Source organism: Microcoleus sp. AT8-B5, from assembly GCF_036705565.1.
In the GTDB taxonomy this organism is placed as follows: Bacteria; Cyanobacteriota; Cyanobacteriia; order Cyanobacteriales; family Microcoleaceae; genus Microcoleus.
This window is the reverse complement of record NZ_JAUBUY010000067.1, coordinates 1-13428: the sequence shown is the minus strand read 5'-3', so window position 1 is coordinate 13428 and position 13428 is coordinate 1. Positions and strand designations below refer to the sequence as shown.

At 47.4% G+C, this 13428-nt stretch carries 6 protein-coding genes; 3 read left to right on the top strand and 3 right to left on the bottom strand.

What is annotated here, in order from left to right:
* The first annotated feature begins 24 nt into the window (after positions 1–24).
* On the top strand, positions 25–1782 hold the full coding sequence (locus QUB39_RS27705) for a DUF3352 domain-containing protein (protein WP_333056460.1): 1758 nt from the start codon (positions 25–27) through the stop codon (positions 1780–1782).
* A gap of 1220 nt (positions 1783–3002) precedes the next feature.
* A complete protein-coding gene (locus tag QUB39_RS27700) occupies positions 3003–7310 on the top strand; it encodes a CHAT domain-containing protein (RefSeq protein WP_333485208.1) in 4308 nt (1435 codons plus the stop codon).
* A gap of 236 nt (positions 7311–7546) precedes the next feature.
* Here QUB39_RS27700 and QUB39_RS27695 read toward each other — a convergent pair whose 3' ends face one another.
* Positions 7547–12103 (bottom strand): hypothetical protein, encoded by a 4557-nt coding sequence (locus QUB39_RS27695; RefSeq protein ID WP_333056458.1) that lies wholly within the window; start codon positions 12101–12103, stop codon positions 7547–7549.
* Between the two features lie 49 nt (positions 12104–12152).
* On the opposite strand from QUB39_RS27695, the gene QUB39_RS27690 reads away from it, so the two are divergent.
* Positions 12153–12368: a hypothetical protein gene (locus QUB39_RS27690; RefSeq protein ID WP_333212051.1), complete on the top strand. Its 216-nt coding sequence runs from the start codon at positions 12153–12155 to the stop codon at positions 12366–12368.
* On the opposite strand, the gene QUB39_RS27685 is transcribed toward QUB39_RS27690, so the two are convergent.
* Both QUB39_RS27685 and QUB39_RS27680 read right to left on the bottom strand, forming a co-directional pair.
* Positions 12330–12665, bottom strand: a complete 336-nt coding sequence (locus QUB39_RS27685) for a DUF4351 domain-containing protein (RefSeq protein WP_333212052.1) — start codon at positions 12663–12665, stop codon at positions 12330–12332. The two genes, QUB39_RS27690 and QUB39_RS27685, sit on opposite strands and share 39 nt — an antisense overlap.
* 29 nt (positions 12666–12694) lie before the next feature.
* Positions 12695–13333 carry an RNA-guided endonuclease InsQ/TnpB family protein gene (locus QUB39_RS27680; protein ID WP_445251913.1) on the bottom strand — a complete coding sequence of 213 codons (639 nt, stop codon included), beginning with the start codon at positions 13331–13333 and terminating at the stop codon, positions 12695–12697.
* Positions 13334–13428 lie beyond the last annotated feature (95 nt).

Sequence of the window (13428 nt, the reverse complement as noted above, 5' to 3'; positions counted from 1 at the left end):
GCGAGCACCCGAACCTTACGAATAATGTTTAAGAAAGATAAATCTTCCCTGCTGTTTACGATCGGAGCCGCCACACTTCTGATCGGTTTAGGCTTTGTCACCTACTACCTCGTCATTTCCCGTGGGCCCGCCAAAGATTTGCCGCCGGGGGCAACGGTTGTCCCGCAAGATACGATGATGGCCCTATCCATCAGCACCGATGAATCGCAGTGGAATAGACTGCGAGAATTTGGCACGCCGGAGTCAAAAGCTTCGTTTGAGAGGTTTTTAACTCAAATGCGCGATCGCCTGCTCACAAGCAACGGCTACGCCTACGGGCAAGACATTCAACCCTGGGTTGGTAACACAGCAATGGTAGCCTTTCTCCGCAACAAAATAGCTATACCAGCCCCCTCGCCGGCACCCAACACGCCCCCATCTCCGCCAATTCAACAGTCAGTGGCAATTATCCTGCCAATTGCCAACCCAGTCAAAGCCAAAGAATTATTAGCAAAACCCAGACCCCTTAGCCAAGGAAAAATTGTTGAGCGTAATTATAAAGGGGTGCAAGTCACAGAAACTCAAGGCGTACCCGATCGCAATTTCTCAGTCGCGGTACTCGGCACAAGGTATCTAGCAGTCACCACAGATCCTAGCGCTACAGACAGAATAATCGACACCTACAAAGGCGAACCTTCCCTAGCAAAAACCCCTGGCTATGCAGACGCCATAGACAAAATAAAAAGTCCGGGAGCCTTCGGTCAAATCTACGTCAATATGCCCGTTGCCGCCGCCTATGCCGCCGCCAACTCAGCCCGCGAAATTTCGCCAGAAAGCCTCGAAAAACTGCAACAAAATCAGGGATTTGCCACCACAGCGACGCTGGAAGAAGAAGGAATTGCCTTCAAATCAGTCTCTTGGCTAAAACCCGATTCTACCAGAAGGATAGCAGTAGAAAACAATGCTCTAAAAATGGTTAACCGCCTGCCAAACAATACAATAATGATGGTATCCGGCGGCAACTTGCAGCGTTTGTGGCAAGACTACGTATTGGGAGCCGAGGCCAACCCGATTTCCCCGATTAATCCCCAAGTTTTACGCACAGGTTTAAAATCCACTACGGGCCTGGATTTAGATAAAGACTTGATGAACTGGATGGCGGGAGAATTTTCTCTATCATTAATACCGGCGCCCGCCCAGAATCCCAGAGACAAATTTGCTGCCGGATTTGTATTTATGGTGGAAACAAACAACCAGGGGGCTGCGAACAAATCCCTGAAACAGCTTGATGAAACGATGAAAACTAAAGGATTTAGAGTGGAGGAAATTCAAGTCGGCGGCAAACCGGGGATTAAATGGACATCGCCGTTTGGAGGGATTACGGTAACTCGCGGCTGGATGAACAATGTAGCGTTTATGACAGTAGGAGCTCCCGTGGTTGATGCGATCGTTCCGGAACCGAAAAGTCCGCTTTTAAGCAGCGAACTGTTCCAGAAAACAGTCCGATCGCAACTTACACCCCACAACGGCAATTTCTTCATCGACACCGAGAGTGCGTTTAACCCGAAAAACCTAGCTTTGCCGGAGTTTCCTCCCAGCCAAAAAATGTGGATTGACGCCACGCGGTCGATCGGCGTTACAGCGGCCGTCATTGGCGATCGTACCACCCGTTATGACGCTTTTGTCGGTCTCAAAAAATCCACCCAATCCACTCCTTCACCGGGCCTTGCTTCACCGCGCCCTGCTTCACCGCGCCCTGCTTCACCCAGTCCCTCGCCCACTGTCCAAACTTCACCCAATTAACTCTTAAATCCTGCCACAAATCCGCCTGCACACCCCCTTAACCACCAACAGGGCGATCGATTAAAATCCAAAACCCGCCGATATAAATCGGCAATAATCGAGTTGACTATAAAAGGGAAGTAGAGCCGGATTTAAGGAGTTTTACTTCACAAAACCTCACACAAAACAACCAAAAACCCGGTTTTTTATTTAAATAAACCGGGTTTCTGAATACTCTAACAATTTGACTTACTGAAGAAGAATTCAGAAGTCAGCAGCCTGAATCTCGAAGATATTCTGTGCGAAAGGATCGAGAATCGAGGCTTAAGCCCCCCGATTTTAATGGTGGGTCACAAAAAATCACTTCCGTGACCGTTAACACTCACTTCAGGCATGGGGTATTCTGAATTCTGAATTCTGTCTTCTGACCCTTCTCATTTCTTATTTTCATAATTTTAATTTTCGGCAAGTGTAGACTTTTTTTGTATAAAATAAAAATTTTTGGGATGTTTCCGAGTCAGTCTTGGACGCAGAAACCTAGTTTTTGAAGCCCGATACTTCCTTCAGACTCTCAATAATAGTTAAAAAACCAGGTTTCTACGGGTGGGAGTGCCTCTATGAAGGCCGTTTTTGTTTTTTTTTATTAATATGTCATGCGGAAGATACAGAGCCTAGGCATTTCGAGTTATATTTAGATTGTGGAGAAGATACGCTGAGAAAATTGCAAAAGCAGAGGCCAATTCTACCCATTGACTCCTGAATGCACTTGCAGTCAGCAACCCGGTTGCTTCATAAATATAGCGTCTTCAACCGTTCCGAAAAACCTATGCAGATATTGGCCTTCCTAGTCAGCACCTGTACAAAATCGGAACCCGCAGTCAAGCATCTTAACTGACTACGTTCATCTGGTCACGACACCGTGATGTAAACGCCAGCATTATGCACTGTCGAAGGCGATTAAGGAACGAGTGAACAGGTTGATAGCCAAGCGTATCGCTTTCCTAAGCAGGGAACGTGAACCTTTACCAGGCAAACCTTACTTAGCAATAAGACTTACAGAATAGCTCACAAATACCACCTCTGAAAATGAGGGGTAGATTTCCAATCTTCTACGCACATTGACCAGACACAGCACAGATGTGGAGATATTTAGTGACACAGCCGTAAACCCAAGTTTTTTCTACAAAGTCGGTTTTTTTACCTAATTTCTGTGATTTATATATTTTACCCATTAAAAACCTATGAAAAGCGTCAAAAATATTCAAAAAACGTCTAAATCCCTATCTAAAGCAAGAATAAGCAAACTGGCACTTGCTCTGCAAATAGTCTTAATAAATCTTTACTTTGTGCAAGCAAAAGCTGAAGGTCAAACAATTGTGCCAGCGGCGGACGCAACGGGTACTACCGTGACTCCCGCAGCGCAAAACGGAACTCCTGGGCAGCCAACTCGCTTCGATATTGAAGGCGGACAATTATCGAGCGATCGACAAAATCTTTTCCACAGCTTTACAGAATTCGGCTTGTCGGAAAATCAGATTGCCAACTTTATATCAAACCCCAACATTCGCAACATTTTAGCGGGCATAGGCGGCGGCAACCCCTCGATTATTAACGGCTTAATTCAAGTAACCGGCGGCAATTCTAACTTGTTTCTAATGAATCCATCCGGCATCATATTTGGCAACAGTGCCAGCTTAAACGTGCCGGCTTCTTTCACAGCAACCACCGCCACCGCTATTGGATTTGGTTCAAACTCGTTTAACGCTGTCGGTAGTAGCACTTACACATCTCTGACAGGCGTGCCCAATTCCTTTGCTTTTGGGGCCGATCGAGCAGGGGCAATTATCAACACAGCCGACTTAGCAGTCAAATCAGGGCAGAACTTAACCTTGCTAGGCGGCACCGTTGTCAGCACAGGCAGCCTTTCGGCCCCAGACGGTCAACTTACCGTAGCATCAGTCTCCGGGACAAATTTAGTGCGCGTCAGCCAGCGAGGCAATTTGCTGAGTTTGGAAATCGAGCCGCCCTCAGCGACGAGCCCAGGAACAGCGCCAACAGCTTCGACATTCTCGATCGCAACCTTGCCCGAACTCCTCACAGGCATCGGTGAAACGAACGCTACAGGCCTCAGCGTCAATGCCAACGGTGAAGTGGTACTCACGGCCTCTAACCGAGCAGTAGCTGCGGGGGACGTGGCACTAAAAGATGCAAACGCTCGGGCGATCGAAATTCAAGCAGCCAACAGCATTGCAGTCAGCGGAAACCTGACAAGTTCCCAAGGCGGCCCAATCGCCCTAGAAGCTAGGGGTGATATTAGCACTGTCGATATCAACTCCAACTCCGACACCACCGCAGGCGGCAACATCACCGTCACCAGCCGTACAGGAAAAGTAGAAACAGGCAATATCAACGCAAGGTCGATCGACAAAAACAGCAACGCCGGAGACGTTAGTATTGCAGCACCCTCAAGCAGCATTCAAACAGGTTTCATAGACGCCAACTCCGAAGAAAAACAAGGTGGCGAAGTCACCCTCAACGCGCGCAACGATATCGAAGTAACCCATATCAACACCGAAGGTAGAACAGGCGGAGGAAAGATTGACATTACAGCCGGCGGCAATTTCCGAGCGACAGGCACTTTCACAAACGATAACAACTGCTTGTCGCAAGCTTGCAGCATTTCCGCATCCACGACAGGTAGCGCCAATGGTGGAGATATCACCATTCGCCACGGTGGCGAAGCCTCGAACACTCTTTTCACCATCGGGCCAGACTATAACAGAGTCAACGGTACTGCTGGCAGCATTGCCACCGGCGGTCCAAAGAAGGAAAATGTGATTACAAAGGGAGGTTATTTCAGCCCCAACCCTCAGATAGTACAGCCGACACAAATTAACATTACGGCTTCTTCAGTATCGCCAGCACCAACACCCGCACCAACACCCGCACCAACACCCGCAGCGACACCCGCACCAACACCCGCACCCGCAGCGACACCAACACCCGCACCAACACCCGCACCAACACCCGCACCCGCAGCGACACCAACACCCGCACCAACACCCGCACAAACACCCGCACCCGCAGCGACACCCGCACCCGCACCAGCAGCGACACCCGCACCCGCACCAGCACCAGCACCCGCACCAGCACCAGCACCAGCACCCGCACCAGCACCAGCACCAGCACCAGCACCAGCACCAGCACCAGCACCAGCACCAGCACCAGCCCCAGCACCCGCACCCGCACCAGCACCAGCACCCGCACCCGCACCAGCACCAGCCCCAGCACCAGCCCCAGCCCCAGCACCAGCCCCAGCACCAGCCCCAGCCCCAGCACCCGCACCAGCACCAGCACCCGCACCCGCGCCCTTACCCGCGCCGACTCCCCCGCGAGCATCCCTACCAGCACCAGCACCCGCCCCAGCACCCGCACCCGCGCCAGCACCCGCGCCCGCACCAGCACCCGCGCCAGCACCCGCGCCCGCACCAGCACCAGCACCCGCCCCAGCACCCGCGCCAGCACCCGCACCCGCGCCAGCACCCGCGCCCGCACCAGCACCCGCACCAGCACCCGCCCCAGCACCCGCACCCGCACAAACATTAACGCCAGCACCCGCGCCAGCGCCAGCGCCCGCACCAGCACCAGCACCCGCGCCCGCACCCGCGCCCGCACAAACATTAACGCCGACGCCAGCACCGGTCTCAAATCTGCCACCAGCACCGATAATTACTCAAAATCCAGCACCAGTCCCAAATTTGCCGATCGCACCGACAATTACTCAAAATCCAGCACCGGTCTCAAATCTGCCACCAGCACCGACAATTACTCAAAATCCAGCACCAGTCCCAAATCTGCCACCAGCACCGATAATTACTCAAAATCCAGCACCGGTCTCAAATTTGCCACCAGCACCGATAATTACTCAAAATCCAGCACCGGTCTCAACTCTGCCACCAGCACCGACAATTACTCAAAATCCAGCACCGGTATCAAATGTGCCACCAGCACCGACAATTACTCAAAATCCAGCACCGGTCTCAACTCTGCCACCAGCACCGACAATTACTCAAAATCCAGTGGTTGCGCCTGCTGCTGCGCCCATAAATCTCGCGCCGACACCGGAGATCGCAGCCAACCAGCCACCCAGCACAAATCGTTTATTTTCGCCTAGCTTGCAAGAGCAAAACCAGATATCTAATTCCTTGCAACAGCGCATTTCACCTCCCGCGTTTGGGAATCTTGAAGCTTCCAAGTTGCCCACTAACGTCGGCGCTGTTATTTTTCCCGTGGAGGAGAGATTTACCAGTGAGTTTGTCGATTACCTAAATTTGCCATCAACAAATACGATCGCCACCCTAGAAGATGCTCAAAATACCCTCCGCGGCGTCCAACAAGCCACAGGCATCAAACCAGCTCTCATTTATATCAGCTTTGTACCCAGGGGCTCTACAGTCGATCGGCCTTACAGCAGTTCCCCCGTTTTGCGCGTAGAACAGCAAATTCAAGCCTCTGACGAACTGGAAATGATGGTGATCGCCCCGGAAGGCGTGCCCGTTCGCCAGCGCATCTCTGGAACCTCTCGCGCCCAGGTAATGCAAGCTATGGAGAGATTTCGGGCTGAACTGACTAATCCGGTAAAGCGCAATACTAAAAGTTATTTGCCCTTGGCTCAGCAGCTCTACCAGTGGATAGTAGCGCCGCTCGAAGCAGAACTGCAAGCCAAAGGCATTGAGAATTTATCTTTTATCTCAGATATGGGGTTGCGATCGATACCGATGGGCGCCCTGCACGACGGCAAAGGCTTTCTGGTAGAGCGTTACAGTGTTGGATCGATGCCGAGTCTCAGTTTGACGGATACCAGCCCCGCCAATTTCAAAAATACCCAAGTTCTGGCAATGGGGGCGTCGCAATTTCCAGAGATGAGTCCTTTGCCTGCGGTGGAAATAGAAGTATCGACAATCACGCCGCAGCAGTGGCCCGGCAAGTCTTTCTTGAACGAAGCTTTCACCCTGGCCAATTTAAAATCGCAGCGCCAGCAGTATCCTTTTGGGATGATTCACTTGGCTACCCACGCCGAATTTCGATCGGGAGAGCCCAGCCAATCCTTTATTCAGTTGTGGGATACTAAATTGCGTTTGGATCAGTTGCGGCAAATGGGATGGCACAGCCCGCAAGTTGAAATGTTAGTTTTGAGTGCTTGCAAGACTGCTGTGGGCGATCGAGAGGCCGAGTTGGGCTTTGGCGGGTTAGCCGTGCAAGCCGGGGTTAAATCGGCTATGGCGACTCTTTGGTATGTCAGCGACGAGGGCAGTTTAGGATTAATGGCGGAGTTTTACGGGCAGTTAAAAACTGCTCCGATTAAAGCAGAAGCACTGCGGCAAGCGCAATTAGCGATGTTGCGGGGAGAAGTGCGAATTGAAGGGGGGATGCTGCACACTTCTGTTGGCAATCTGCCGTTACCCCCGGAATTAGCAAACACGACGAGTCAGAATTTCTCTCATCCTTATTATTGGTCTGCTTTTAGAATGATTGGCAATCCTTGGTAATAAGGTTTGTTTTAGTCGATCGACTGTTTGACTTTGCGGGCGATCGACTGTTTGACTTTGCGGGCGATCGACTATGGGCCAATTGTGAGAGAGGAAGCGTGAAGGGAGGGGTACTGATAATTGCCGTTTTTGTAACGTCTCTTCCATTTTAAGTTAATCTGTGCTGCCATCACGAAGGCAATTCCCTATTTCCATTACTTGGCTTCAGCAACCCCACACGGGAAACAGACTCGCTTTTATCTATCATATTGCGTTAGCTCCTCAGCCAATTTGTAAACTTCCATCTGAGTCATAAAGTCAATCAAGTCAAGACAACGCACTTGTAGGTTTTTGTCTTGGCTTTGACTGTACAATTGCAGGACTAATTTACTAACTTTTTCTGCTTTAATCCTTCCACGCTGACGAATATCAGAATCATCTGACCTCAAGCCTTCAAGAAAGCGATCGCACACTCGATAAGTAACCTCATTTGGAAGTTTAGCTGTTGTCTTTTCCAAGGCATGAATTAAGTTGTAGTCGTCATTATAAAATGCTCGACTATCAACAAATGCCTCCACTAAACAGATGTAATCACCCAGTTCATCTCCCTCAAGATGCAAGAAGCACCTAGCTGCTTGAGAACGCACTTTTTCAGTCGAATCATCAAAAAAAGATATTAATTTATTTTCACAAAACTCACGAAAGTGTGCTATACGAAAGTTAGTTACAAATATTTCAGCAGCAGCGATGCGATGAGTTTCTGTACTAGACAGGCAAAGTTCTGCCAGCCAACGTGCCTCTTCGATATTTAGAGATGCTACACAGGCTTGTCTAGTCCCAACCTTTACTACTTCCGGTAACTCACACATAATCATCCGTTCAACAATCGATGCCAGCACTTTAAAATGCGTTTGTAAAGCATAGTACAAAAAATCCTCAACAGTGTGAGTTCCTAGAAGTGCATCTTCGGTATTGCAAAGTTGCTGAAACAAGCTGACAGCTAAGTCTCGGTCATAATTCAACATTGCTGTTAGTGCTTCAACAGCACACGATCTAACAGCAATGGAAGAGTCTTGAACTATCTGTTGGAGATGTTCCCGAAAGTAAGATGCGCGATTTTTATCCGCAAAAATTAGTTTGGCTATGGCACTTACAGCACTACCTCGCGTGGAATTAATTCCAGCATTTAAAATATCACCACCATAGTAAACCTGTCCGTTGGAAGTCTCTTGTTCTGGGTTAGGGTCGTTTAAGGCATACCAAGTTACAATATCAAAAGCCTCTTGAGACCAAGCTAAATCAGCTAATTTCCCCATCAGCCAAGTAATCGAACGACCACAAGGATAATTAGGTAATTGGTGGCAAAGCTGACATACCATAAAAGCAGTTTCAAAATCTATATCAACTTCTGCAATACCGCGTAAAACTGCATTAAAATAAGATGAATTCGCGCTATCTGGAAACCGCCCTATTAATCCAGCAAAGCGCAAAGGCTCCTTTTTTACTTGGCTTTCTAAAAGTCTAGATAACTCATAAGCTCCACCTATTATTTGCCCAGTCCGCTGAAATCCAGTTCTAACATCATTGTAATCATAACAAGCAATAGCCTTTAACCATTGCTTATCCGTCATGTTGTTTGCTGCTTTATTAGGAATTGGAGAACCAACAAGCCAAGCTTCGCTTGACTTTGGAGGTTCTATTTTGCCGAGAGGCTTTAGCCACTCTAAGCTTGTGAACTTGCGTTTCCATTCTTGTAGCCGATGATTAATTGCGTCTGTGCGTCGAGAGACAGCGATACCATCTAATAAAACTAGCTGTGAATAACCTCGAAATTGACGACCTATATAATTTTTTTCATGATCTGTGTAGTAATCAAAAATGATTAGTTGAAGTTGTAACAACTTTTCTTCATTGCAATGTGGAGTAGTTGCTTCTATTAGCTGTCTGGTAGCCCAATAGGAAGCAGGCAAAGTATTTCCATTACTCACTAAATATCCTGTTTTGAGTCGTACTGGTTTTTCGCAGAGGTAATCAATGGCTTCATCGGCAAATATTTCTCCATTCGCAGTGTAGGCACGAATCAACAGAAACTGGATTGTTTCAAAATTGGAGTTACGAAGATGCTGCTCTGCGAGGAGCGAAAAGTCTTCAGGATGGTTCGCAGCCAAATTCGATATTGCCTCTTCCATTCCACTTAATAAGGCATCATGAATCTCATAGCCTTTACCATAAATTCGGCAATACCAGACCAAATCAGGCCAAGGTGGATTATTTTGCTTCAGAGAGGTTAGATCCATCACCCGAAGCATAAAAGGAAGTAAGTATTTAATAAAAGCTCTGGGAGCATTACGGACGCTTGCTATTAAAATTTCTTCTGAAAAATTGCTGTAAGGTAGGGCGCTAGAGCTTCGCTCGAACAAATTGGGTTGTCCAGCAGCAATACTTAAATCTAAATACCGATTGAAATAGCAAGCAATAGCTTCACAAGCCCATTCTGGACGATGTTTAGGTAAAGAATCTATTCTCATCCAGAAATCACGACTAGAATCGATTATTTCTCGTGGTTCGTCCAGAATCCCTTCACGAATCAGTCGCAGGAAAAAATCAAAAAAACGACGATCAGGAACAAGTTCGGCCCCTTGTATAAGGTGGTTTAGCCGATTCTGCCATGCTTCTGATACGCCAATAAAAGGCTCTGCTAGCTCAGCCACCCGCTCCGGTATCTGCCTCTGCATAATAGATAGCAGCGTTATCGTTTGCTCGATACGCTCGTCGTTCTCATCCCTGAGCCATTTTTCTATTAATCGTAGAGAGTCTAGTAGTTGGAACCAACGAACCGAGCTACGCAAAGTTCGCCAGACTTGTTGTGTGATAGGCTCGGATTCGTCACCCATCAAGGGGGCTATAATTTCCCACTCCTCTTGTGTGGGGTCATCTAGCGCTGCAAGCAGGGAAAATACTACCTTTTTTATGTGAAAACGAATGTTAGGGCTAGTGAGTAAAGCTTGGAGGTCGGCAAGATAGCGATCGCGATCTGCATCCCTTTCGTAAACTAAGATTTGGCGAACTTGAGCGCGGCGAAACAGATGTTGCTGTTCTCTATTTCCCAAAAACTCCAATAATTCCTGATCCTCACCTGCAAAACGACGGGCAAAAGCATAGTCAAAAAAACCTTCATGAAAAAATGAATACTGCTGCCCCTCTAGAATCAATACGTGTTCGGATGCCAGCCATTCAGCAGTCTTTCCATATTTATCCACACGAGCTTTGGGAGCAGACAACCTCTGATGTTTACTCATGTAATCACAGAGAGTGTATATTACATCCGTCCAATGCTCAGAAGCACCAAGCCGACCGTGAATAACATCCTTTTTATAGTCCCAGAACTTATCGTATATATCTTTGGCTGTCGTAAAGTTGAGGACATTAGCTTTTGAAACTTCTGCAACTTCTGCTAGCAATCTCAAGTGCAAAGGAATAGATAACAATTCAAGTTGCTTATTGTTCAGTAAGCTGCTATCTAATCCCACTTCTGCAACCATCTCTCGCACTTTTTCGTGAGACAGGCGGTTAATTATCACTGTCTCGGCAATGCCATTCTCACCTGTTAAACGCTTAAGTCTGTAGTCATAATCTAGGTCAAACTTGCGACAGGCTAGTAGTAGACGCATTTGTGGATAAGCTTTAACCTGGTCGATGATTAGATCGATACATTCAAAAAACTGAGGATTGCGACCAGAAGCTGTACTTACAGCATCAAGCTGATCGATAATCAGGACACAATCACGCCCTTGTGCAATATTTGCTAGAACATGAGCAGGAGAACCGGGTAAATTTTCTAGCTGTTTTCCGATTTGATCGGGTGAGTCTGTTGGGTCTAAACGATCTACCCGAAAAGCTATTAACGGGATACCCTCTTTACGAAGCGCTTCCACAGCTTGAAGAATGACGCCACTTTTACCAACTCCAGCTTCACCTGCAACTAATACACCGCCTTTACTATCTAGTGAGGTGAGCTTATTTAAAATAATGTCTACTTCATCTCTGGGGATTACTGAGCCTGCGATCGCTTCTTTCTGCAAACGAGAAAGGTAGCGATCGTTCACTCGATCGACAGCAGCCAAAACGTGAGGATTTTTGCCCCACTCGCGACGGCGATAGCCTCTTTCTTCCAATAGGTAATGCCAGATATCATGTGCTGTTAACTCATTCCTAATTCTGTTTAGTGCTAGTTCAGCCAGTTCAATCCTTACAGTTTTTGAATCGCCCTCAACTAAAGCTGCTAAACGATTATCAACAGTATTAACCAGAAATTGCTCGCCAACTGTTTCCACTTTGACTCGCTGGATCGCTTCGTAAGCATCTGTGCGAGAACAATTCCCCCATTTCTGAAGGAGCGTATCGAAGTGACCAGATAGTTTTTTATTAAGATAAGTTTGCTCAAACTCTGTCAATGATGCAGCATCTCTTGCATCCATCGCTAACCTTTGCAATTCTTCTGCATCTTGAGTAGAAATAAATACACAAGAAACATCTGGATTACTAAGACTTCTCCAAAAGTCAGATAGGACTTGAACTTGTTGATCTTCCAAAGATTTTAGTGTCCAGCGCCCAAGCCCACTTTTTTGTCGCTTAACTTGGTGATACTCCAATTTACCATTTCGACGAATAAAAAACTCTATGCCGTCTATACCTGGTGGTTCTAGACTAATAGAATCGGCTTTCTCATCCATGACATCAACCATACAATGCACAGTCCACCGACCTTCATAGCGATTGCCTAGTTTGTCTGCTACCCCACCAGCAAAAGTCATATCGTCCCTCTCTTTTTAATCTCTGCTTAAAAAGGTTGCAGTATAAAACTTGCAACATCGTTATCTGTTAACCATTATGTGCGATCGCACCCTGAACATCCTCTCAGCAACGGCGGATGCACCAAAAAAACCCCAAAAGCCAGGAAGTAGAGGGGGGGTACGTTTTGATGTGTTTGTGCGCGTAAATGGCGCGATCGCCCCCTCAAGTACAATTCCTAACCTCGTATCACTCTCCCTGCGGCAAATTCTCCAGCCAAACCACTAAATCCTCGATCGACTGAAAATCTAACAATTCCTCTGCTAGAGTTTCAATTTGCTCGATCGACAAATCAGCAATTCTAGTCGTGATAGATTCCGGTAATGTTCCAACTCGCCGATTTAACAGACGGCGATTTAACAGACGTAAAATCAAGGCTCTTCCTTCTTGTTCGCGACCTTGAACAATGCCTTGCACAATGCCTTGTTCAATGCCTTGTTCAATGCCTTCTTCCTTAGCTTCCCGATAAAAGCGAGTTTCCTCAAGCGTAATCCCTAACATCGCCTCTGCCTCCCTTCGGTTCAAATTTGTAAACTTTTGACATCCTCCCACCACTAATTTGGAGTACCGAATATAGTGGGGGATTCCCAAGAATTCTTGGTTCGCAGTTCATCGAGCCAACTTAGAGCAAGAACGTCTCCGTTCTTAAGCCAGAGGTTAGTTTCTCCCTGCGCTTTTGAGCTTTTGGCTCCAGATTCCGTATGCCCTACGGTACTGTTTAAATATTCAGCTAACAGCTTGAATCCTTTTGCCAAAATGTTTTTTGCGGCATTGTGGTCGCGATCTAAAACCGTGCCACACTGGTTACATCGATGCGTCCTGGTGCTAAGAGTTTTCTTCACTTTCGATCCACAGCACGAACAATCAACAGTCGTGTTTCGAGGTGGAACAGCGATAACAATGACACCGTGAACCAGGGCCAAATATTGAAGCCATTGAGTGAATTGATACCATGATGCGTCGCTAATAGACTTAGCTAAGTGGTGATTTTTCACCATGTTTCGTATCTTCAAGTATTCGTAGACAATTAGGTCGTTAGATCTAACTAGCGCCAGAGCATCTTTACGAGCCTTGTCTTCACGCTGTCTACTTACCTTGAGATGTTGTTTGGCTAAAGCCCTGCGAGCTTTATGGTATCTATTAGACTGCTTTTTGCCCCTGATATGCTTCTTAGAAACCCGGCGTTGCAGCATCTTGAGGCGACGTTCGGACGGGAGCATGTCACTTTTGCAATAAGTATTTATACTTGTGCAGTTTTTGGCGGTCTACCAATTAAGCCATTTAAGTA